Source organism: Rugamonas sp. FW305-51, assembly GCF_058786935.1.
Genome location: NZ_JBYSZG010000068.1, coordinates 1 through 22,656, shown reverse-complemented (window position 1 = coordinate 22,656; position 22,656 = coordinate 1). Strand labels below are relative to the sequence as shown.

26 protein-coding genes and 1 tRNA gene are annotated in these 22,656 nt (G+C 63.5%); 25 read left to right on the top strand and 2 right to left on the bottom strand.

The genetic code is table 11. The features are described 5' to 3' along the window. On the top strand, positions 1-472 hold a 472-nt coding region (locus AC3WOS_RS26965; RefSeq protein ID WP_492720186.1), incomplete at its 5' end, for a chemotaxis protein CheW. 36 nt (positions 473-508) lie between these two features. On the opposite strand, the gene AC3WOS_RS26960 is transcribed toward AC3WOS_RS26965, so the two are convergent. Continuing rightward, on the bottom strand, positions 509-1,246 hold the full coding sequence (locus AC3WOS_RS26960; protein ID WP_492720185.1) for an SAM-dependent methyltransferase: 738 nt from the start codon (positions 1,244-1,246) through the stop codon (positions 509-511). 54 nt (positions 1,247-1,300) lie between these two features. Further along, a complete protein-coding gene (locus AC3WOS_RS26955; RefSeq protein WP_492720183.1) occupies positions 1,301-1,933 on the bottom strand; it encodes a Maf-like protein in 633 nt (210 codons plus the stop codon). A 156-nt stretch (positions 1,934-2,089) separates the two neighbouring features. Between AC3WOS_RS26955 and AC3WOS_RS26950 the strand changes: the two genes are divergently transcribed. From AC3WOS_RS26950 to AC3WOS_RS26835, 24 genes are all read left to right on the top strand, one after another. Further along, positions 2,090-2,587 carry a YceD family protein gene (locus AC3WOS_RS26950; RefSeq protein WP_492720182.1) on the top strand — a complete coding sequence of 166 codons (498 nt, stop codon included), beginning with the start codon at positions 2,090-2,092 and terminating at the stop codon, positions 2,585-2,587. A 210-nt stretch (positions 2,588-2,797) separates the two neighbouring features. Further along, a complete protein-coding gene (gene rpmF, locus AC3WOS_RS26945; RefSeq protein WP_008449924.1) occupies positions 2,798-2,980 on the top strand; it encodes a 50S ribosomal protein L32 in 183 nt (60 codons plus the stop codon). 194 nt (positions 2,981-3,174) lie between these two features. Then, positions 3,175-4,236 carry a phosphate acyltransferase PlsX gene (gene plsX / locus AC3WOS_RS26940; RefSeq protein ID WP_492720180.1) on the top strand — a complete coding sequence of 354 codons (1,062 nt, stop codon included), beginning with the start codon at positions 3,175-3,177 and terminating at the stop codon, positions 4,234-4,236. 16 nt (positions 4,237-4,252) lie between these two features. Further along, positions 4,253-5,239: a beta-ketoacyl-ACP synthase III gene (locus AC3WOS_RS26935; protein WP_492720179.1), complete on the top strand. Its 987-nt coding sequence runs from the start codon at positions 4,253-4,255 to the stop codon at positions 5,237-5,239. A 113-nt stretch (positions 5,240-5,352) separates the two neighbouring features. Then, positions 5,353-6,294, top strand: a complete 942-nt coding sequence (gene fabD, locus AC3WOS_RS26930) for an ACP S-malonyltransferase (RefSeq protein WP_492720178.1) — start codon at positions 5,353-5,355, stop codon at positions 6,292-6,294. Positions 6,295-6,339: 45 nt separating this feature from the next. Continuing rightward, the gene (fabG, locus tag AC3WOS_RS26925) at positions 6,340-7,086 is read left to right on the top strand and encodes a 3-oxoacyl-ACP reductase FabG (RefSeq protein ID WP_492720177.1); all 747 of its coding nucleotides are present in this window, start codon (positions 6,340-6,342) and stop codon (positions 7,084-7,086) included. Positions 7,087-7,231: 145 nt separating this feature from the next. Then, the gene (acpP, locus tag AC3WOS_RS26920; protein WP_008449912.1) at positions 7,232-7,471 is read left to right on the top strand and encodes an acyl carrier protein; all 240 of its coding nucleotides are present in this window, start codon (positions 7,232-7,234) and stop codon (positions 7,469-7,471) included. Between the two features lie 29 nt (positions 7,472-7,500). Then, on the top strand, positions 7,501-8,748 hold the full coding sequence (fabF, locus tag AC3WOS_RS26915) for a beta-ketoacyl-ACP synthase II (RefSeq protein ID WP_492720174.1): 1,248 nt from the start codon (positions 7,501-7,503) through the stop codon (positions 8,746-8,748). Between the two features lie 389 nt (positions 8,749-9,137). After that, positions 9,138-9,386 carry a hypothetical protein gene (locus AC3WOS_RS26910; RefSeq protein WP_492720173.1) on the top strand — a complete coding sequence of 83 codons (249 nt, stop codon included), beginning with the start codon at positions 9,138-9,140 and terminating at the stop codon, positions 9,384-9,386. Positions 9,387-9,475: 89 nt separating this feature from the next. After that, on the top strand, positions 9,476-10,078 hold the full coding sequence (gene rpoE / locus AC3WOS_RS26905) for an RNA polymerase sigma factor RpoE (protein ID WP_492720171.1): 603 nt from the start codon (positions 9,476-9,478) through the stop codon (positions 10,076-10,078). A gap of 96 nt (positions 10,079-10,174) precedes the next feature. Continuing rightward, complete coding sequence (locus tag AC3WOS_RS26900; protein ID WP_492720169.1) at positions 10,175-10,483, top strand: RseA family anti-sigma factor; 309 nt, start codon at positions 10,175-10,177, stop codon at positions 10,481-10,483. A gap of 156 nt (positions 10,484-10,639) precedes the next feature. After that, positions 10,640-12,136, top strand: coding sequence for a DegQ family serine endoprotease (locus AC3WOS_RS26895; protein WP_492720168.1), 1,497 nt, complete (start codon positions 10,640-10,642; stop codon positions 12,134-12,136). A 148-nt stretch (positions 12,137-12,284) separates the two neighbouring features. Continuing rightward, positions 12,285-12,527: a glutaredoxin family protein gene (locus tag AC3WOS_RS26890; RefSeq protein WP_492720187.1), complete on the top strand. Its 243-nt coding sequence runs from the start codon at positions 12,285-12,287 to the stop codon at positions 12,525-12,527. Between the two features lie 285 nt (positions 12,528-12,812). Next, complete coding sequence (gene lepA / locus AC3WOS_RS26885; protein WP_492720166.1) at positions 12,813-14,606, top strand: translation elongation factor 4; 1,794 nt, start codon at positions 12,813-12,815, stop codon at positions 14,604-14,606. After that, positions 14,603-15,520 (top strand): signal peptidase I, encoded by a 918-nt coding sequence (lepB, locus tag AC3WOS_RS26880; protein WP_492720165.1) that lies wholly within the window; start codon positions 14,603-14,605, stop codon positions 15,518-15,520. Before lepA ends, lepB begins: the two co-directional genes overlap by 4 nt. A 9-nt stretch (positions 15,521-15,529) precedes the next feature. Then, on the top strand, positions 15,530-15,925 hold the full coding sequence (locus AC3WOS_RS26875; protein WP_492720164.1) for a DUF4845 domain-containing protein: 396 nt from the start codon (positions 15,530-15,532) through the stop codon (positions 15,923-15,925). Between the two features lie 32 nt (positions 15,926-15,957). Continuing rightward, positions 15,958-16,779 carry a ribonuclease III gene (gene rnc, locus AC3WOS_RS26870; protein ID WP_492720162.1) on the top strand — a complete coding sequence of 274 codons (822 nt, stop codon included), beginning with the start codon at positions 15,958-15,960 and terminating at the stop codon, positions 16,777-16,779. 22 nt (positions 16,780-16,801) lie between these two features. Next, entirely contained in the window at positions 16,802-17,704 is a 903-nt protein-coding gene (gene era / locus AC3WOS_RS26865; protein WP_492720161.1) for a GTPase Era, read from the top strand. Between the two features lie 24 nt (positions 17,705-17,728). Further along, positions 17,729-18,583, top strand: coding sequence for a DNA repair protein RecO (gene recO, locus AC3WOS_RS26860; protein WP_492720159.1), 855 nt, complete (start codon positions 17,729-17,731; stop codon positions 18,581-18,583). Between the two features lie 68 nt (positions 18,584-18,651). Continuing rightward, entirely contained in the window at positions 18,652-19,416 is a 765-nt protein-coding gene (pdxJ, locus tag AC3WOS_RS26855; protein WP_492720157.1) for a pyridoxine 5'-phosphate synthase, read from the top strand. After that, positions 19,413-19,808 (top strand): holo-ACP synthase, encoded by a 396-nt coding sequence (gene acpS / locus AC3WOS_RS26850; protein ID WP_492720155.1) that lies wholly within the window; start codon positions 19,413-19,415, stop codon positions 19,806-19,808. The genes pdxJ and acpS overlap by 4 nt, the downstream gene beginning before the upstream one ends. Before the next feature lie 22 nt (positions 19,809-19,830). Next, positions 19,831-21,699, top strand: a complete 1,869-nt coding sequence (gene uvrC, locus AC3WOS_RS26845; protein ID WP_492720153.1) for an excinuclease ABC subunit UvrC — start codon at positions 19,831-19,833, stop codon at positions 21,697-21,699. A gap of 164 nt (positions 21,700-21,863) precedes the next feature. Continuing rightward, entirely contained in the window at positions 21,864-22,445 is a 582-nt protein-coding gene (gene pgsA / locus AC3WOS_RS26840; protein WP_492720151.1) for a CDP-diacylglycerol--glycerol-3-phosphate 3-phosphatidyltransferase, read from the top strand. Between the two features lie 136 nt (positions 22,446-22,581). Continuing rightward, positions 22,582-22,654, top strand: a tRNA-Gly gene (locus AC3WOS_RS26835). Positions 22,655-22,656: the final 2 nt, after the last annotated feature.

Here is a 22,656-nt window from a genome sequence, read left to right as displayed (position 1 = left end):
GGGGAAGGGGGCGGAGTTCGCCACGTTCTTTGTCGGTGGTGCGTTGTTTGCGCTGGCGGCCGCCGAAGTGCGTGAGGCGCGTGCGGCGTCCAGGCTGACCCCGGTCTCCATGGGTGGCGGCACCGCCTGCCTGGGGGTGGTCAAGCTCGAGGAGGGCGAGGCCGATGCGCCGGAGTTTGTCTGGGTCTACGACCTGGCTTTCCTGGTATCGGGGCAGCGGACCACGCCCGATGGCCGTTCCCAGATCGTGGTGGTGCAACATGGCGCGCGCACCGTCGGGCTGCTGGTGAGCGAGCTGCATGGCGTGGCGAAATTCCATCCGGAAGACTTCATCGCGCTGCCCTTGGCGGGCAAGGACGGCGGCGCACTTGTCAGTCAGGTGATCAAGGCGGACCAGGGGGAGCGTTTGATCCAACTGATTGACATCGTGCAGCTGTTTTCCTTGTTGAAAAACGCTGACGCGCGATCGTGACCGGGCGCTTTGCGTAACCAGGCCGGTCCCGCCGCCTCATTGGCCCAGCAGCAGGAACACGGTCGGTTTCTTGTGGAAGTCCGGCCCCTTGCCGGCGCCAAGCTGGCTCTTCCATTGCGCGCCCGTCATGGTGCGGATGGTTTCCGAGGGCAGGCTGAGGTCGGTCGCCACGCACAGCACGGTGCCGGGCTGGCAAGCCGCTACCAGCGCTTCCAGCATGGCCGCGTTGCGGTAGGGCGTTTCGATAAACAGCTGGGTCTGCTTTTCGCTGCGCGAGCGCTTTTCCAGCTCCTGGATGCGCTTGGTGCGTTGGGCCGCGTCCGTGGGCAGGTAACCGTTGAAGGCGAAGCTCTGGCCGTTCAGCCCGCTTGCCATGACGGCCAGCAGCAGCGACGACGGCCCCACCAGCGGGCGCACGGGGATGCCGTGCTGGTGCGCCAGTCGCACCAGGTCGGCGCCGGGGTCGGCCACGGCCGGCACACCCGCCTCCGACACCAGGCCCGCATCGCGCCCCGCCAGCAGGGGCGCCAGCAAGCCGGCCAGCGCTTGCGCGGGGGTGTTGACGTTCAGTTCGGCGATCTGGATTTCCTGCAGCGGCTTGCACAGGGGGTGGACGGCGCCCACCAGCTTGAGGAAGGCGCGCGCCGTCTTGGCGTTCTCGGCCACGAAATAGTCGAGGCTGGCCGTGGTGGCCTGCACGTGCTCAGGGATGACGTGCGACAGCGCTTCGGTGGCGCCCAGGGTGTTGGGGATGAGGTAGAGAGTGCCTGGCATGGTTTTCTTCTTGTTGGGTTCTGGTTGCTTGTTCTGGGTGGTTGCGGCGGTGCTTCAGGCGCCCGTGCGGGCGGTGCCGAAGAACGACACGCCGATCCGGCGCAGCATGCCGGTGAGTGCGATCAGGGGCAAGCCCGTCAGGGCCGTCGGGTCGCTGCTGTCGATGCGTTCGAGGATGGCAATGCCCAGTCCTTCGTTCTTGGCGCTGCCGGCGCAATCGTAGGGCTGTTCGATGCGCAGGTAGGCGTCCAGCTCGGCGTCCGGCAAGTCGCGGAAGGTGACGACGGTCTGGATATCCTGCACCTGGGCCGCGGCGGCCGGGTCGGCGGCGCGGCCGTCCCACACGCACAGGGCCGTGTGAAACACCACTTGCCGGCCCCGCATCTGCTGCAGCTGGCGCAGGGCGTTGGCATGGTCGCCCGGCTTGCCGATCTGGGCGTCGTCCAGCGTGGCCACCTGGTCCGAGCCGATCACGATGCTGCCGGGCAGGCGGGCGGCCACGGCGGCCGCCTTCTCGCGGGCCAGCCGCAGGGCCGTGGCGCTGGGCGATTCGCCGGGCAGGGGGCTTTCATCGATGTCGGGCACGGCCACCTCGAACGGCAGGTGCAGGCGCGACAGGAGTTCCTTGCGGTAGGCGGAGCTGGAGGCTAAAACGAGACGGGCGGGGAGGGAATCGATTGTCTTCATGCAATTTTCTGGCCGTCATGCTGGCCTAGTGTGGAGAAATGTTATATGCTCTGTCGCCGGGCGTAAAAAGCCGAAAAAGGCGCAAAAAATGCGCCGGGCTTTGACTCGGTGGCGAAAACCCTGTTATTATCGCAGGTTTTCCGGGGAAGCTAGTCCATGAGCGCTGTAGTGATCGACGCATTTGATTTTTGTCGGACGAGCGGGATCAGCGAGGGTGTCACGCCTGTCGCCGCAATGACCCGCTTGACGAAAGATTGCGCGGACCAGTCCGGCACCATCAGCTGGAAGCTCGAAGGCGGCACCAGCAAGCAAGGTTTTCCGCAGATTCATTTGACGGTGACCGGCACGGTGCAGCTGGTATGCCAGCGTTGCCTGACCCCGTATGCATACAAGATCGACGCCTCGACGTTGCTGATGCTCGGTAAAGACGACGCGCAGGCCGACGAGATCGAAGAAATCATTAATGATGAAACAATCGACGTCATCGTCGGCACCCGCAGCATGAGCGTGGCCGACCTGGTCGAAGACGAGGCCCTGCTGGCCTTGCCGCATACGCCCAAGCACGACGTCTGCCCGGACGCAGCACTGGTGGAAGCGGCCAAGAGCGTGAAAAAGTCGCCATTCGACGCCCTCAAGGGCCTCAAATCCGAATAAGTAGTTAGGAGGTTGAAACGACCTCCTGGTAAAGAACGTGTCAAACGCGTGTAGTAATCGAGTATGGCAATGTGTAGTGAAGCGTAGCAAAAGCAGTTTAACGATGTCGGCAAGGCAAGTATGACCAGTTTTGCCGCTGGGATACTCGATTCGCATGAATTTGCCAGTCGAATGTGTTAAAATTTAAGAACTTATGTATTAGGAGTCATCATGGCCGTTCAACAGAACAAGAAGTCCCCTTCGAAGCGCGGTATGCACCGTTCGCACGATTTCCTGGTTGCCCCACAACTGGGTATCGAGCCTACGACCGGTGAAACCCACCTGCGTCACCACATCAGCCCTAACGGCTTCTATCGTGGTCGTAAAGTCCTGAAAACCAAAAACGACGAGTAATCGACGTTTTTTGTGGGCTAAGATAAGCGGTGCAACGTGGTGTATAACCGGCGTGGCGCCGCTTTTTCTTTTTCATCGGCTGCAATCCTCTTTTGCATACCGTCATTTTGAATCGCGTTGACCCAGCGTCACCGAGGTCCGCATCTTGCCGCGACTAGTCCCAGAAGGATAGGGCGTGGTACTGAATCAAAACAATGACAATCAAAATTTCTATCGACTGCATGGGCGGAGATCATGGCCCGTCGGTTACTATTCCTGCAGCAATTTCCTTCGTCAACAGTGAGCCGGACGCCGAACTGATCCTCGTCGGCCTGGAAGACGTCATCCGTGCCGAGCTGAAGAAACACCATGCGGACGCGCACCCGCGCCTGTCCGTGCAGCACGCCTCCGAGCAGGTCACCATGGACGATCCGCTGGAAGTGGCCCTGCGCCGCAAGAAAGATTCGTCGATGCGCGTGGCGATCGAGCAAGTCAAGGAAGGCCGGGCCCAGGCCTGCGTCTCGGCCGGCAATACGGGCGCCCTGATGGCCGTGTCGCGCTATGTGCTCAAGACCATGGCCGGCGTGGACCGTCCCGCCATCTGCAGCATCATGCCGAACCAGAAGAACGGCCCCACCTACATGCTGGACCTGGGCGCCAACGTCGATTGCGAACCGCATCACCTGCACCAGTTCGCGATCATGGGTTCGGTGCTGGTGGCCGCGATGGAACACATCGCCCGCCCCACCATCGGCCTGCTTAACGTGGGCACGGAAGACATCAAGGGCAATGAAGTGGTCAAGGCCACCAGCAAGCTGCTGCAGGCCGACCACGAGCGCGGCGCGCTCAACTTCTACGGCAACGTGGAAGGCAATGACATCTTCAAGGGCACCACCGACATCGTCGTGTGCGACGGCTTCGTGGGCAACGTCACGCTGAAGGCGATCGAAGGCGTGGCCCGCCTGTTCGCCGACACCCTGCGCACCGAATTCAAGCGCAACTGGCTCAGCATGCTGGGGGGGCTGCTGGGCATGGGCGCCCTGAAAGCGGTGCGCAACCGCGTCAATCCATCGCGCTACAACGGCGCCAGCCTGCTCGGTTTGCGCGGCCTGGTGTTCAAGAGCCATGGCAGCGCCGATGCTTTTTCCTTTGAGTGGGCGATCCGACGCGCGTATGATGCTGCAAAAAATGACGTGCTGGCCCATCTGGCGACCATGATCGCTGAATTGATGCCGCGCGAAACGACAGCACAGGAAGTACCTGGCTCAACTATTTAGTGGACGGTATAGCGGTATGACTTTGTATAGCAAAATTATCGGCACCGGCAGCTATCTGCCACCCAAGCGGGTCACCAACCAGGACCTGACGGAGCAACTGGCCGCCAAGGGGATCGAAACGTCGGACGAGTGGATCTTCACCCGCAGCGGCATTTCGGCCCGCCATTACGCGGAACCGGAGCAGAAGTCCTCGGACCTGGCCGTGCATGCCGCGCAAAACGCGCTGCAGATGGCCGGCATGCAGCCGGACGATATCGACCTCATCATCGTTGCCAGCTCGACCCCGGACTTCTTCGGCAGCTTCCCCAGCACGGCCTGCATCGTGCAGCGCAAGCTGGGCATCACCAACAACGGCGCGGCCGTGGACGTGCAGGCGGTGTGCAGCGGCTTCGTGTACGCCGTCTCCGTGGCCGACAGCTTCATCAAGTCGGGCGCCCACAAGAACGTGCTGGTGATCGGCGCCGAAGTGTTTTCCCGCATCCTCAATTTCGACGACCGCGGCACCTGCGTGCTGTTCGGCGACGGCGCCGGCGCCATCGTGCTGACGGCCTCGGAAACGCCGGGCATCCTGGCCACCAAGCTGCATGCGGACGGCCGCCACGCGGACGTGCTCAGCGTGCCGGGCAACGTGGATGGCGGCGCCATCGCCGGCAGCGGCTTCCTGTACATGGATGGTCCGGCCGTGTTCAAGCTGGCCGTGTCGGTCCTGGAAAAAGTGGCGCACGAGGCACTGGACAAGGCGGGCATGACGTCCGACCAGCTGGACTGGCTGATTCCGCACCAGGCCAACATCCGCATCATGAACAGCACGGCCAAGAAGCTGGGCCTGCCGCCGGAAAAGATGGTGGTGACGGTGGACCAGCACGGCAACACGTCGGCTGCTTCGATCCCGCTGGCGCTGGACATCGCCGTACGCGACGGCCGCGTCAAGCCGGGCCAGAACGTGATGATGGAAGGTGTGGGTGGTGGGTTCACATGGGGAGCCGTGCTCGCCCGCATGTAATTTTTTGGTCGCAATTTAGAATTAGAATTCTAAGGGCGCAAACGCCGGGTACGCCGGGCCGCAGCCCGGTGTAAGGTTTCGGGGTTTCGCCCCACTTAACAAACGGATAACGTATGACTCAATTTGCATTTGTATTCCCAGGCCAGGGTTCGCAAGCGATTGCGATGCTGGACGGTTTTGCCGGCAACCCGGTCGTGGCCCAGACGGTGGCCGAAGCGTCCGATGCGCTGCAATTCGACCTGGGCAAGCTGATTGCCGAAGGCCCGAAGGAAGAGCTGGACCTGACCACCAACACCCAGCCCGTGATGCTGACGGCCGCCGTGGCCGTGTACCGCGCCTGGCTGGCGGCCGGCGGCCCCGTGCCGACCGTGGTGGCCGGCCACAGCCTCGGTGAATACTCGGCCCTGGTAGCGGCCGGCGTGATCGCCTTCAAGGATGCCGTGCCGCTGGTGCGTTTCCGCGCCCAGGCCATGCAGGAAGCCGTGCCCGTGGGGCAGGGCACCATGGCCGTCGTGCTGGGCCTGTCCGATGACGACGTGCGCGCCGCCTGCGCGGAAGCGGCCGCGGCCGATCCCGCTTCGGTGGTCGAGCCCGTCAACTTCAACGCGCCGGCCCAAGTGGTGATCGCCGGCCACACGGCCGCCGTCGAGCGCGCCTGCGAACTGGCCAAGGCCAAGGGCGCCAAGCGCGCCATGAAGTTGCCCGTGTCGGCGCCGTTCCACTCGTCGCTGCTCAAGCCGGCGTCGGACCGCCTGCGCGAATACATGGCCGGCCTGGCGTTCGCCGCGCCCCAGATCCCGCTGATCAACAACGTGGACGTGGCCATCGTCAACGACCCGGCCGCCATCAAGGATGCGCTGGTGCGCCAGGCGGCCAGCCCCGTGCGCTGGGTGGAAACCATGCAGCAGGTGGCCAACGACGGCATCACCCAGGTGATCGAATGCGGTCCCGGCAAGGTGCTGATGGGCCTGACCAAGCGCATCGACGCGCGCCTGGTGGGCGACGCCATCGTGGATCAGGCTTCGCTGGAACGGGTATTGACCCTGCTCAAGTAAGCACGGGCCCGCCAGGACAGTATCGTTATTTACGTAAGGACAGACATGAATTTAGCAAATCAAATCGCCCTGGTCACGGGCGCCTCGCGCGGCATCGGCAAGGCCATTGCCCAGGAACTGGCGCGCCAGGGTGCGCGCGTGATCGGCACGGCCACCACGGAAGCCGGCGCCCAGGCCATCAGCGCCTACCTGGCCGAGATCGGTGCGGAAGCAGGACAGGGCATGGTGCTGAACGTGACGGACGCTGAACGCTGCGCAGCCGTCATCGACGAGATCGGCAAAACCTGGGGCGCCGTCGGCATCCTGGTCAACAACGCCGGCATCACCCAGGACCAGCTGGCCATGCGCATGAAGGACGAGGAGTGGGACAGCGTGATCGCCACCAACCTGTCGGCCGTGGGCCGCCTGTCGCGCGCCGTATTGCGCGGCATGATGAAAGCCAAGACCGGGCGTATCATCAACATCACATCGGTGGTGGCGTCGTCGGGCAATCCGGGCCAGATGAACTACGCGGCGGCCAAGGCCGGCGTGGAAGGCATGGGCCGCGCCCTGGCGCGCGAAATCGGCAGCCGCAACATCACCGTCAACAGCGTGGCGCCCGGCTTTATCGACACGGACATGACCAAGTCGCTGGGCGAAGAACAGCACGCCGCCCTGCTGACCCAGATCCCGCTGGCGCGCCTGGGCAAGCCGGAAGACATCGCCGCCGCCGTGGCCTTCCTGGCCTCGCCGCAGGCAGCCTACATTACCGGTACCACCCTGCACGTGAACGGTGGTATGTACATGAATTGAGGCGGGCTGGCAGCCACTAGGCTGCCCGTTCAAATCATTTAGCAGTGATTTCGGTAGAAATAGCAGCAGACACCGAAATTAGTTTTTCAGTGCGCAAACCTGATAAAATGCGCGCTTTCCGTAACAAACAAAATGGAGCCATAACATGTCGGATATCGAACAACGCGTTAAGAAAATCGTCGCTGAGCAACTGGGCGTCGCCGAAGCAGACATCAAGATCGAATCCTCGTTCGTCGACGACCTCGGCGCGGACTCCCTGGACACCGTGGAACTGGTGATGGCCCTGGAAGACGAGTTCGAAATGGAAATCCCTGACGAGCAAGCCGAGAAGATCACCACCGTGCAGCAAGCGATCGACTACGCTACTGCCCACGTCAAGGCCTAAGCCTGTCCGATCGACTCCAGGAGAATCGCTTGAGCCGTTCTAAAAACCGTCGTGTTGTGATCACCGGCCTTGGCTGCGTGACGCCCGTCGGCAACAACATTGCCGAAGCGTGGAGCGCAATCACCGAGGGGAAATCGGGTATTGCCAACATCACCAAGTTTGATGCGCAACCCTTTACCACCCAATTTGCCGGCGAAGTCAAAGGCTTCAACATCGAGGATTACATCCCCGCCAAAGAAGCGCGCCATATGGATACCTTCATCCATTACGGCATGGCCGCCGGCATCCAGGCGGTGCAGGACTCCGGTCTGGTCGTCACCGAGGAAAACGCCGATCGCATCGGCGTGATCATCGGTTCCGGCATCGGCGGCTTGCCGCTGATCGAAGAAACCAAGCAAGATTACGACAAGCGTGGTCCACGCCGTATCTCGCCGTTCTTCGTGCCTGCCTCGATCATTAACATGATCTCGGGCAACCTGTCGATCAAGTACGGCATGCGTGGTCCTAACCTGTCGATCGTGACGGCCTGCACCACCGGCCTGCACAGCATCGGCGCGGCCGGCCGCCTGATCGAATACGGCGATGCCGACGTCATGATCGCCGGCGGTGCCGAATCGACCGTGTCGCCGCTGGGGCTGGGCGGTTTCGCCTCGGCCCGTGCCCTGTCCACCCGTAATGACGATCCGGCGACCGCTTCGCGGCCGTGGGACCGCGACCGCGACGGCTTCGTGCTGGGCGAGGGCGCAGGCGTCATGGTGCTGGAAGAGTACGAGCACGCCAAGGCGCGCGGCGCCAAGATCTACGCCGAACTGCTGGGCTTTGGGATGAGCGCCGATGCTTATCACATGACCTCGCCATTGGAAGATGGCAGCGGCGGCAGCAAGTCCGTGATCAACGCCCTGCGTAACGCGGGCGTCAATCCGGACCAGGTGCATTACCTGAACGCGCACGGCACGTCCACCCCGCAGGGCGACGTGGCGGAAGTGCAGGGCATCAAGCGCACCTTCGGCGCGCACGCCAAGAACATGGTGATCAATTCGACCAAGTCGATGACCGGTCACCTGCTGGGCGGCGCCGGCGGTCTGGAAGCGGTGTTTACGGTACTGGCGGTGCACCATCAGGTGTCGCCACCGACCATCAACATCTTCAACCAGGACCCCGCTTGCGACCTGGACTTCTGTGCCAATACGGCCCGTCCGATGAAGATCGAGTATGCAGTGAAGAACTCGTTCGGCTTCGGCGGCACCAACGGCAGTCTGGTGTTCGGAAAAGTGTGAACCTTTTAGCGCCCACCCTGTCCAACCAGGGTGAGCGCTAATTCGGCGCCGGCATTCGCCGGCGCCTGAATTGCCCGGCTCGTCCGGCGCGTCTCCTTGTTTTCCCTTCAATTTGTAGCGTTGCGCAATATTGCGATGTGCTTGCCATGTCGATTGCCGTGTCGGCCCTTGTGCGCCCTTCGTTGCCGCTGTGCCTGCTGCGCGTGACGGTCTGCGCCGGCGTGATGGTGTCCGCCCTGGTGTGTCCCGGGTGGGGCTGGGCTGTGCTCTGCGTGGCGGCCGGCGTGGCCGGCTTGCCTTGGCGCGGCGGCAAGCCTAAGCCGCGCAGGATTGATATATCCCCGGTTGGCCAGATTCGGCTGACGGTATACCAACACACAGGGGAGGGGATGGCTACATCCGCGTTCGCCTCCCGGCCGGCTGCGGTGCCGGCGCGGGAGGCGGAGGCACCGCTGGTCCTGCTGGCCGGTTCGACCTTGTGGCCGGACTTGCTGCTGTTGCGCCTGGGCAGTGTGGACGGGCCGGTGCGGGAGCTGCTGGTGGTGCCGGGCTGCGTGGCGGGACCGGCTTTTCGCCCCCTGGCGCTGGCTTGCCGCGCCGTGGCCGCCCGCGCCAGTGGCATGGCGGACGGGACGTGAAAAAAAATGACGCAATCCGTGAACTTCTTGCAGCCGGCAAACTCTATTGCTATATGCGCCCACGCTGCAGGCCACCGAGGACGACGGGAGTGACAACAGAACGTGAGTGCGATCAGCTGCTGGTCGAACGGGTCCAGGCTGGCGACAAACAGGCATTCGATTTGCTGGTGGCAAAGTATCAGCGCCGGCTGATGCGTTTGCTGTCGCGCATCGTGCATGATCCGGCGGAAGCGGAGGATGTGGTGCAGGAAACGTTTATCAAGGCATACCGCGCGTTGCGCCATTTCCGGGGCGACGCCGCCTTTTACACGTGGCTGTACCGGATCGGCATCAACACGGCCAAGAACTTCCTGGCCCTGCAAGCGCGGCGCACGCCCACCTCCACGGAGGCCGATGCGGAGCGGGCCGAGGCGTTCGATGACGGCGACCATTTGCGCGACATCAATACACCCGAATCCGTGCTGGCCAGCAAGCAGATCGCCCAGACCGTCGACGCGGCCATGGATGCGCTGCCGGTGGATTTGCGCACGGCCGTGGCCCTGCGCGAGATCGAAGGACTGAGTTATGAGGAGATTTCCGAGATCATGGCTTGCCCCATCGGTACCGTGCGCAGCCGCATCTTCCGCGCGCGCGAAGTGATTGCGGAAAAGTTGCGGCCCTTGCTCGATATGCCGGTTGACAAGCGCTGGTAGGGCGGCAATGATGGCGGGACACGGGAGGTACTGCAAGTTACAGTCCCTGCCGATTTCGCCCCGCGGCAGGTTGGTGTAGACATGGCAGGAAACGGAATGGATACCTCCAAGAGATTGCACGAAAACATCTCGGCCCTGGCCGACGGGGAGTTGCCCGACAGCGAGCGGGAACTGGCCCTGGCCGCGCTGGCCAGCGACGACGGCCGCGCCGCCTGGCGCGCCTATCACGTGATCGGCGACGCCCTGCGGGCCGGCGCCGACGGCGCGCTCAGCGACGGCTTTGCCGACCGGCTGGCGCAGCGCCTGGCGGCCGAGCCACCCCTGGCCGCGCCGCCGGCCGGCGCGTCGGCGGCGGCCTCCGAGGGCGATGGCGATGCCCCGGCCGTGCTCGCTTCCGCCTCCTGAGCCGGCCCGGCGCCGCCATCCCTTGAAAAAGTAGCGATTAGTAACATCTTGCCGATACGGCAGCACCGGTTTTCGCTTACCATCATTTATGCTGCCGCAAAGTATGCTGCTGCGGCGGCGATGTTTTTCCGAACTCTACAAAGATCGCTACTTTCCATGAAAAATTACATCTCCACTGGTAGTAAGACTCTTTCCGCGCTGCTCGTCAGCGCAGGCGTATTGTTTGCGCCCGCCATGCTGGGCCTGGCGCCGGCCGCCCACGCGGCCGCCACGACGGCCGTGGCCGGCTTGCCCGACTTCACGGAGCTGGTCGACAAGGCCGGGCCGGCCGTGGTCAACATCCGCACCACGGAACGGCTCAAGCTGGGACAGGGCGGGCAGGGCATGCCGGGCGACGAGGAGATGCAGGAATTCCTGCGCCGCTTCTTCGGCGGCGCCATCCCCACCCCCAGCCCCGGCGGCAAGACGCCGCGCGGCCGGCGCCAGGCGCCCGAGGAACAGGTGCAGCGCGGCATCGGTTCCGGCTTCATCATTTCGGCCGACGGCTATGTGATGACCAACGCCCACGTGGTGGACGGCGCCGACGAGGTGTACGTGACGCTGACGGACAAGCGCGAATTCAAGGCCAAGGTGCTGGGCGCGGACGCCCGCACCGACGTGGCCCTGCTCAAGATTGACGGTACGCGTTTGCCCACGCTGACCATGGGCGACTCGAACAAGATCCGCGTCGGCGAATGGGTGATCGCCATCGGTTCGCCGTTCAACCTGGAAAACACGGTCACGGCGGGCATCATTTCCGCCAAATCGCGCGATACGGGCGACTACCTGGCCCTGATCCAGAGCGACGTGGCCGTCAATCCCGGCAACTCGGGCGGGCCGCTGATCAACATGCGGGGCGAGGTGATCGGCATCAATTCCCAGATCGCCACCTTGTCGGGCGGCTACAACGGCATCTCGTTCGCCGTGCCCATCGACGAAGCCATGCGCGTGGCCGACCAGCTGAAAAAATCGGGCAAGGTGACGCGCGGGCGCATCGGCGTCCAGATCGGCGAGCTGAGCAAGGACGTGGCCGAATCGTTAGGGCTGAAGTCGGCCCAGGGCGCGGAGGTGTCGCTGGTGGAGCCGGGCGGCCCGGCCGACAAGGCTGGCATCCGCGCCGGCGACATCATCCTCAAGTACAACGGCATCGTCATCAACCGCTCGTCCGACCTGCCGCGCCTGGTGGGCGGCACGGCGCTGGGCAGCCAGGCCACCGTCACGCTGTGGCGCAAGGGTGCCCAGCAGGACGTGCAGGTCACCATCGCCGAGCTCGAACCGGACAAGACGGCCAAGGCCAAGGCCAAGGGCGAGAGCGCCAAGCCCAAGGCGGAATCGGCCAATGCGCTCGGCTTCAAGGTCAGCGACCTGACGCCGCTGCAAAAGCGCGAGCTGGACGTGGAGGGCGGGGTGGTGGTGGACGCGACGGAAGGCGTGGCGGCCCGGGCCGGCCTGCGCCAGGGCGACGTGATCTTGCAGCTGAACAATATCGACATCCACGACGCCAAGCAGTTCAACGCGGCCGTCGCCAAGCTGGACCCGAAGAAGGCGTCGGTGGTGCTGGTGCGGCGCGGCGACGTGACCCAGTTCGTGTCGCTGCGGCCGGCGGCCAAGTAAGCGGGACGGCGCCGTCCGCCAATCCCGGCGGTATAGCCGGCCTGGTGGTCGCCGCCCGCGGCCCCGGCCGGTCATCGCCGGCACTACCCGGCACCGCGGGCCGTCCTGTATCATGGGGCGGCCCGTTTTCCTTGCCAGCCTACCCATGATGCATTTCACACTCTATTCCCGCAGCTATTGCCACCTGTGTCAGGACATGCTGGACGCCCTGAACCTGCTGCACACGCCGGAGCGCCCGTTCACGGTGGAGGTGATCGACGTGGACGCCGACCCGGCCCTGGTGGCCCGCTTCGACGAGCTGGTACCCGTCCTGTTCGGCGCCCTCGATCAGCCCGAGCTGTGCCACTACTTCCTGGACGCGGAACGCGTGCGCCAAGTCCTGGCAGTCTGACTGGCCGGCGCAATTGCTTGATTAATCAACTATTTCCGTGTTGCATATGCTTATTTATGCGGCAAAATATTGACGGTTTGATATTTCGGCGCGTTTGCAGCGTCATAACACGGGCTTTCCACTCTGAAATCCGGTAAAATGGCAGGTTAGAAAAGCTGCTGTTTTGCGTTTTAGTGGTTGTCATCAAGGCGCTCGCCAGGGCATTACCGCCCCGTTCGGAGCGCTTTTTTTGTATGAAGCCCAGCCGTTACCTCGTCGTTTCAATCCGTTTTTGAATATTTGTTAATGAACAACATACGCAATTTCTCCATCATCGCCCACATCGACCACGGTAAATCGACCCTGGCGGACCGCATCATCCAACTGTGCGGCGGCCTGTCGGACCGCGAGATGGAGGCGCAAGTGCTCGATTCGATGGATCTGGAGCGTGAGCGCGGCATCACCATCAAGGCCCAGACCGCAGCCTTGCAATACAAGGCCCGCGACGGCCAGGTCTACAACCTGAACCTGATCGACACTCCCGGCCACGTGGACTTTTCCTACGAGGTCAGCCGCTCGCTGTCGGCCTGCGAAGGCGCGCTGCTGGTGGTCGACGCGTCCCAGGGCGTGGAAGCGCAAACGGTGGCCAACTGCTATACGGCGCTGGACCTGGGCGTGGAAGTGGTGCCCGTGCTGAACAAGATCGACTTGCCCAACGCCGATCCGCCGGCCGCCATTGCCGAGATCGAAGACGTGATCGGCATCGAGGCCGGCGACGCCGTCCATTGCTCGGCCAAGACGGGCCTGGGCGTGGAAGACGTGCTCGAATCGATCATCGCCAAGGTGCCGCCGCCGAAGGGCGACAAGGATGCGCCGCTGCAGGCCCTGATCATCGACTCGTGGTTCGACAACTACGTGGGCGTGGTGATGCTGGTGCGCGTGGTCAACGGCACCCTGAAACCGAAGGACAAGATCCGCCTGATGGCCACCGACTCGGTGCAGCTGGTGGAAGACATCGGCATCTTCTCGCCCCGTTCCGTGTCGCTGCCGGAACTGTCGGCCGGCCAGGTGGGCTTTGTGATCGCCGGCATCAAGGAATTGAAAGTGGCCAAGGTGGGCGATACCATCACCCTGGCCAACCGTCCCGCCGAGGCGCCGCTGCCCGGCTTCAAGGAAGTGCAGCCGCAAGTGTTCGCCGGCCTGTTCCCTGTGGAAGCCAACCAGTACGACGCGCTGCGCGACTCGCTGGAAAAACTGAAACTGAACGACGCGGCCCTGATGTACGAGCCGGAAGTGTCGCAGGCGCTGGGCTTCGGCTTCCGCTGCGGCTTCCTGGGCCTGCTGCACATGGAGATCGTGCAGGAACGCCTGGAGCGCGAGTTCGACATGGACCTGATCACCACGGCCCCGACCGTGGTGTACGAAGTGGGAATGCGCGACGGCACCGTGCTGCGGGTGGACAACCCTTCGCGCATGCCGGACCCGTCCAAGATCGAAGAGATCCGCGAACCCATCGTCACCGTCAACCTGTACATGCCGCAGGAGTATGTCGGTTCCGTCATCACCCTGTGCATCGGCAAACGCGGCGTGCAGATGGACATGAGCTACCACGGCCGCCAGGTCAAGCTGATCTACGAAATGCCGATGGGCGAGATCGTGCTGGACTTCTTCGACAAGCTCAAGTCCACCTCGCGCGGCTATGCGTCGATGGACTACGAGTTCAAGGAATACCGGCCGTCCGACGTGGTCAAGGTCGACATGCTGATCAATGGCGAGAAGGTCGATGCGCTGGCCATCATCGTGCACCGCTCCAACAGCGCCTACCGTGGCCGCCAGGTGGCCGCCAAGATGCGCGAACTGATCCCGCGCCAGATGTTCGACGTGGCGATCCAGGCCGCCATCGGCGCCAACGTGATTTCGCGCGAGAACGTCAAGGCGCTGCGCAAGAACGTGCTGGCCAAGTGCTATGGCGGCGACATCAGCCGTAAGAAGAAACTGCTGGAGAAACAGAAGGCAGGTAAAAAACGCATGAAGCAAGTGGGCTCGGTCGAGATTCCACAAGAGGCGTTCCTGGCAATCTTACAAGTGGATGAGAAATGAACCTGCAAGTCATTTTAGGAAACTTTGCTTTAATTCTGTTCGTATTGATGGTGGTGACCGGGGTCATCTGGTTCCTGGACGTGTTCTACCTGGCCAAGCAGCGCCGCCTGGCGGCCGACCGCGCCCTGGCCGACTACGACAGCCGTAATGCCAAGCTGACGGCCGACGGCATCAAGCTCGACAACACCAGCAGCCGCAGCGCCATCGAGCATGCGCTGCTGCGCCAGCCCACATGGATCGAGTATTCGGGCAGCTTCTTCCCCGTCATCGCGCTGGTGTTCTTCCTGCGCTCGTTCCTGTACGAGCCGTTCAAGATCCCGTCCTCGTCCATGGTGCCGACCTTGCTGGTGGGGGACTTGATCCTGGTGAACAAGTTCACCTACGGCATCCGCCTGCCCGTGCTGAACCAGAAGATCATCGAAGTCAACAACCCGCAGCGCGGCGACGTGATGGTGTTCAAGTATCCCAAGGACATGACCCAGGATTACATCAAACGTGTGGTTGGCGTGCCCGGTGATAAAATTACGTATGAAAACAAGCGCTTAACGGTGAACGGCAAGGCCGTGTCGTATGCGCCCATGGACGATTACCTGGACGACGAGCATCTGGTCTACAACAAGCAGTACCTGGAAAACCTGACGGGCGTGTCGCACAAGATCCTTAACAACGAGCAGGCGCCGACCCTGAACCTGGCCGACGTCAAGCCGTTCCCGCACAGCGATGCGTGCTCCTACAACTATGAAGGGTTCACCTGCGTCGTTCCTGAGGGTAACTACTTCATGATGGGCGACAACCGCGACAACAGCGCCGACAGCCGTTACTGGGGTTTCGTGCCGGACAAGAATATCGTGGGCAAGGCCTTCTTCGTCTGGATGAACCTGAGCAACCTGCGCCGCATCGGCGGCATACACTAAGGAGCGAGCATGGTGGGCATCAAGCATAGCGGCAAGCGGCAGCGCGGTATCTCCCTGGTGGGCCTGATCCTATCCCTGGCCGTGCTCGGTTTCCTGGGCGTGTTGGCCATGAAGATCGTGCCCACCTACACGGAATACCGGGCGATCCAGAACGCCATCATCAAGGCCAAGAGCGCCGGTTCCACCGTGCGCGAAATCCAGGCTTCGTTCAATGCCAATGCCGACGTCGGTTACATCACCTCGATCACCGGCAAGGACCTGATCATCTCGAAGGAAAACAACGAGATGGAAGTGAGCTTCGCCTACGAGAAGAAGATCCCGCTGTTCGGCCCGGCCAGCCTGCTGCTCGAATACTCCGGCTCCACCGCCAAGGGCGGCGTACCGACGGCTTCGGCCGACCAATAAAGCTTTACAGACATACACTTACTGAACCGACGATGAATCTTCAGCTCTTGCAAACCCGTTTAGGCTATACGTTCCAGGATGCTGGCCTGTTGCAGCAAGCCTTGACGCACCGTAGCCACAGCAGTTTGCATAACGAACGGCTGGAATTCCTGGGCGACTCCGTGCTCAACTGCGTGGTCGCGTCCATCCTGTACGAACGCTACATTTCCATCGACGAGGGCGACCTGTCGCGCTTGCGCGCCAACCTCGTCAAGCAGCAGTCGCTGTACGAAATCGCCCAGAAGCTGGAGCTGTCGCAGTTCCTGCGCCTGGGCGAGGGCGAACTGAAGTCGGGCGGCTTCCGCCGGCCGTCCATCCTGGCCGACACGCTGGAAGCGCTGCTGGGCGCCATCTTCCTCGACGGCGGCTTCAACCCCGCGCGCGACGCGATCCGGGCCTTCTACATCCCCATCCTGGACTCGGTCGATCCCCAGACGCTGGGCAAGGATGCCAAGACACTGCTGCAGGAATTCTTGCAAAGTAAGAAGATCTCGCTGCCGCTGTACAATGTGGTAGCCACCCATGGCGCCGCGCACAGCCAGGAATTCGAGATCGAATGCCTGGTGCCCAAGCTGGGCATCCAGGTCTATGGCCGGGGCGGCAGCCGCCGCGCCGGCGAACAGGCCGCGGCCAAGCTGGCGCTGGAAGTGGCCGAGCAGGCGCTGGTGAAAACGCCCGCGTCCAGCCGCAAGGCCAAGCCGCGCGCGGCCCAGCTCAAACTGGCCGGCATCGCCACCATCCAGAGCGACGCCGCCCCGGCCCAGCCGGACACCGCTGCCGCCACCGCGGCCACGGGCAAGCTGGCCAACACGTAACACCTTGATAGAATCGACCAGCATGACTACCGCACCCACTCCCGCTCCCTTCCGCTGTGGCTATATCGCCATCGTCGGCCGCCCCAACGTGGGCAAATCGACGTTGATGAATACCCTCATCGGCGCCAAGGTCAGCATCACGTCGCGCAAGGCGCAGACCACGCGCCACCGCATCACGGGCATCCAGACCCTGGACGACGCCCAGTTCATCTACGTCGATACGCCCGGTTTCCAGACCCGCCATTCGAACGCGCTGAACAAGACGCTTAACAAGACGGTGACCAACACCCTGATCTCGTCCGACCTGATCCTGTACGTGATCGAGGCCGGCACCTTCGGCCCGGCCGACCAGGAAGTGCTGGACCTGCTGCCCAAGCAAGTGCCCGTGGTGCTGGTGATTAACAAGTCGGACCGCGTCAAGGACAAGGCCGTGCTGTTGCCGTTCGCCCAGAAAGTGGCGGCGCTGTTCGACTTCGCGGCCATCGTGCCGGTGTCGGCCAAGCTGCGCTTCCAGCTCGACGGACTGCAGAACGAGATCAAGAAGTTCCTGCCCGAGAACGATCCCATCTTCGGCCCGGACGACATCACGGACCGCAGCGAGAAGTTCCTCGCCTCGGAAATCGTGCGCGAGAAGCTGTTCCGCTTCGTGGGCGACGAGCTGCCTTACACCAGCACCGTGCTGATCGAGAAGTTCGAGCAGGAGGGCGATCTGCGCCGCGTGTTCGCCGCCATCCTGGTCGAGCGCAATACCCACAAGTCCATGATCATCGGCGACAAGGGCGCACGCTTGAAGGAAGTGTCGACCCAGGCCCGGCTGGACATGGAAAAACTGTTCGGCGGTCCCGTCTACCTGGAAATCTGGGTCAAGGTCAAATCGGGCTGGGCCGACAATGAGGCGGGCCTGCGCGCCTACGGTTACGAGTAAGCGCCAGGGAATCCCGGCACACGCATGTCCACGCTGACAGCAGACCACGATACGGCTGAGCCCGTGTCCACCGCGGCGCCCGGCGCCGGGGCGGACACGGGCTCAGCTGTTTTATCGGCCGCCGCGCCCGCCCGCCGCCCGCGCCAGCCCGCGCGCGAGCGCACCTTCGGCACCAGGGTGAGCGGCCAGCCGGCGTTCGTGCTGCACAGCTACCCGTACAAGGAAACCAGCCTGATCGTGGACATGTTCACGCGCGACTACGGCCGCGTGGCCCTGATTGCCAAGGGCGCCAAGCGGCCCCATTCCCAGTTGCGGGGCGTGCTGCAGACCTTCCAGCCCTTGCAGGCGGGCTGGAGCGGCAAATCCGAGCTGCGCGTGCTGACCAGCGCCGAATGGGTGGGCGGCATGCTGCCGCTGGAAAAGACGGCCCTGCTGTGCGGCTTCTACCTGAACGAGCTGCTGGTCAAGCTGCTGGCGCGCGACGACGCCCATCCGGCCCTGTTCGACCATTACGTGGCCACGCTCAACCAGCTGGCCCACAACGAGCCGGCGCCCATCGTGCTGCGCAAGTTCGAGCTGGCCCTGCTCAAGGAAACGGGCGTGGCGGCCGACCTGACGCGCTGCACGGCCAGCCGCGAAGCCATCGTGGCCGAGCGGCTGTACGTGGTGGACCCGGAGCGTGGCCCCCGTCCCGAGCGCGCCGGCGACAGCTGGCCGCGCGTGGCCGGCAAGACCCTGCTCGACATGGAACGCGCAGACTACAGCGACGCGGCCACCCAGGCCCAGAGCAAGCAGCTGATGCGTTTTTTGCTGGCGCACCACCTGGGCGGCGCGCCGCTCAACACGCGCCAGATCCTGATCGACCTGATGCAGCTTTAAACCGCTTTACACTACTGAAACTGCTTAAAACTGCCTTGAACTGTTAACCTGATAAACGGTATAAATCAATGAGCTTTCTCCAGCCTGCCGGCCCCGTCATCGACCTGGGCGTCAACATCGACCACGTAGCCACCCTGCGCAATGCGCGCGGCACCCGCTATCCCGATCCCATCCGCGCCGCGCTGCTGGCCGAGCAGGCCGGGGCCGACTGCATCACCCTGCACCTGCGCGAAGACCGGCGCCACATCAAGGACGCGGACGTGATCGCGCTGGCGCCCCAGCTGCTGACCCGTATGAACCTGGAAGCGGCCGTGACCCAGGAGATGATCGACTTCGCCTGCCGCATCAAGCCGGCCGACGTCTGCCTGGTGCCGGAAAAACGCACCGAAGTGACCACCGAAGGCGGCCTCGATGTCGTCACCCATTTCAACGCCGTGCAGGCGGCCGTGCGCCAGCTGCAGGGCGAGGGCATCCGCGTGAGCCTGTTCATCGACGCCGACGAAGCGCAGATCGCCGCCGCCGCCGACATCGGCGCGCCCGTGATCGAGCTCCATACGGGCCGCTATGCCGACACGGAAGGCACCGAACAGGCGGCGGAGCTCGAGCGAATCAAGGCCGGCGTGCTGTTCGGCGTGGGGCGCGGCCTCAAGGTCAACGCCGGCCACGGCCTGCACTACACCAACGTGCAGGCGATCGCCGCCATTCCCGAGATCGCCGAACTCAATATCGGCCACGCCATCGTGGCCCACGCCGTGTTCGCGGGCTGGGAAAACGCCGTGCGCGAGATGAAGGCCATCATGGTGTCCACGCGGCTGGGGCGGGGCGCAAAATGATCTACGGGGTCGGCACCGACATCTGCCGCATCCCCCGCATCGCCGCGGCGCTGGAGCGGCACGGCGACCGCTTCGCGCAAAAGATCCTGGGGCCGCAGGAAATGGAGAAATACCATGCCCGCAAGGCCAAGAACGCGGCGCGCGGCATCCGTTTCGTGGCCACCCGCTTCGCCGCCAAGGAAGCGTTCTCCAAGGCCATCGGCCTGGGCCTGCGCATGCCGATGACGTGGCCGGCGGCCCAGATGCTGAATGACCCCAGCGGCAAGCCGGTCATCGTCTGCAGCGGCGTGCTGCAGCAATTCATGCAGGACAAGGGGCTGTCGGCGCAGGTAAGCATCAGCGACGAGGAAGAATATGCCGTCGCCTTCGTCATCGTCGAACAGGCCGGCTGAAACAGGTAACAGGTACCAGGAAATGAACGAAGCAAACGAACAGGCAAGCGTCCCCGATCCGCGCGCGCAGGTGCTGGCCACCGTGGCCAAGCTGCCCAACCTGCCGGGCGTGTACCGCTATTTCGATGCGGCCGACAATGTGCTCTACGTGGGCAAGGCGCGCGACCTGAAGAAGCGCGTGTCGAGCTACTTCCTGAAGAACCTGGCCAGCCCCCGCATCGCCATGATGGTCGAGCGCATCGCTCGGCTGGAAACGACGGTCACCCACAGCGAGGCCGAAGCGCTGATCCTGGAAAACAACCTGATCAAGACGCTGCACCCGCGCTTCAATATCCTGTTCCGCGACGATAAGTCCTATCCCTACCTGAAGATCACGGCCGGCGACGCGCCGCGCATGGTCTACTACCGTGGCGCCGTGGACAAGAAGAACCAGTATTTCGGCCCGTTCCCCAGCTCGTGGGCCGTCAAGGAATCGATGCAGATCCTGCAGAAGGTGTTCCGCATTCGCACCTGTGAGGACAGCGTGTATGCCAACCGCACGCGTCCCTGCCTGCTGCACCAGATCGGCCGTTGCAGCGCGCCCTGCGTGGACCTGGTGAGCAAGGAAGACTACCAGGCCGACGTGGCCAACGCGGCCCGTTTCCTGCGCGGGCGCCAGAGCGAGGTGATGGACGAGCTGGAAAAGAAGATGCATGGCTACGCGGCCGAACTCAAGTTCGAGCAGGCGGCCGTGGTGCGCAACCAGATCTCGTCGCTGTCGCGCGTGCTGCACCAGCAGAGCATGGAGACTACGGGCGACGCCGACGTCGACATCCTGGCCGTGCTGGTGCAGGGCGGGCGGGCCTGCGTCAACCTGGCCATGGTGCGCGGCGGGCGCCACCTGGGCGACCGCGCCTATTTCCCCACCCAGCTGAACGACGCGGTAGCCATCGCGGAAGACCCGATCGAAGTGGAAGTGCTGAGCGCCTTCCTGGTCCAGCACTACACGGAAAAATTCATCCCCGGCACCCTGATTCTCAATATCGAGTTCGACCAGCCGGCCCTGATGCTGGCCCTGCAGGAGCAGTGCGGCCACCGCATCCACCTGGTGTTCCAGCCGCAAGACCAGCGCCGCAAGTGGCTGGAACTGGCGCAGAAGGGCGCCGAGATCTCGCTGGCGCGCCTGCTGTCGGAGCAGGGCTCGCAGCAGTCGCGCACGCGCGCGCTGGTCGAGGCGCTGGCGCTGGAGCCGGAAGACATCGACACGCTGCGGGTGGAATGCTTCGACATCAGCCACACCCAGGGCGAGGCGACGCAGGCCTCGTGCGTCGTGTTCCACCACCACCAGATGCAGAACGGCGAGTACCGCCGCTACAACATCAACGACATCACGCCCGGCGACGATTATGCTGCGATGCGGCAGGTGCTGATGCGCCGCTACGAAAAGGTGGCCAACGGCGACGGCGTGATGCCGGACGTGGTGCTGATCGACGGCGGCAAGGGCCAGATCGAAATGGCGCGCCAGGTGTTCGCCGAGCTGGGGCTGGACATCAGCCTGATCGTCGGCGTGGCAAAAGGGGAGGGGCGGCGCGTGGGCCTGGAGACGCTGATGTTCGTCGATGGCCGGCCGTCGCAGGAACTGGGCAAGGAGTCGGCGGCCCTGATGCTGGTGGCGCAGATCCGCGACGAGGCGCACCGCTTCGCCATCACCGGCATGCGCGCCAAGCGCGCCAAGACGCGCCAGACTTCGCGCCTGGAAGAGATCGAAGGCATAGGTGCCAAGCGGCGCCAGAAGCTGCTGGCCCGCTTTGGCGGCCTGCGCGGCGTGGTCGACGCCAGCGTGCAGGACCTGATGCAGGTGGAAGGCATATCGAGCGCGCTGGCCGAGGAAATCTACCGCCAGCTGCACTAGCATGACGTCGCGCGCGCGTGACCGTGCTGCGGCGCAGCGGCGGCGGCCGGCCATTGCGGGGCGGGGCGAGTTATATCCGGTGCAGCCCGCGCTGGTTTAAAGTGCGCCCGCAAGGTAGACTAGCGGCGACATCAGTTTTTACAGTTGCAACTTTACTTGACCCTATGCCTTTCAATATACCGATCCTGCTGACCTGGCTGCGCGTGGCGCTGATCCCGCTGGTCGTCGGCGTGTTCTACCTGCCCACGCACTGGCTGCCGCTGGCGGACCGCAATCTGGCCGCCACCCTGGTGTTCATTGTCGCCGCCGTCACCGACTGGTTCGATGGCTTCCTGGCGCGGCGCTGGAACCAGACGTCGGCCTTCGGCGCCTTCCTCGATCCGGTGGCCGACAAGCTGATGGTGGCGGGGGCCTTGCTGGTGCTGGTGCAGCTGGACCGGGTCAACGCCGTGCTGGCCTTTATTATCATCGGCCGCGAAATCGCCATCTCCGCGCTGCGCGAATGGATGGCGCAAATCGGCGCGTCCAAATCCGTGGCCGTCAGCTCGCTGGGCAAGATCAAGACGGCGGCCCAGATGACGGCCATTCCCATGCTGCTGTTCCATGACATCCTGGCCGGCGCCGTCGATACCCAGGTGTGGGGCGAACGGCTGCTGCTGATAGCCTGCGTGCTGACCGTGTGGTCCATGTTCTACTACCTGCGCCTGGCCTGGCCCATGATCAAGGAGCGGGCCGGCACCATCTGACGGCCAGCGACGACCGTCGCGGTATAAACAATTTTCATCATTTCTCTATTGAAAATGTTTTGACCATTGACAGACCGGATAGATCCTCTATAATGCTGGCCTGTTGTTGATGACGACGGCGCGCTGAAAAGCAGATGCGGGAGTAGCTCAGTTGGTAGAGCGCAACCTTGCCAAGGTTGAGGTCGAGAGTTCGAGACTCTTCTCCCGCTCC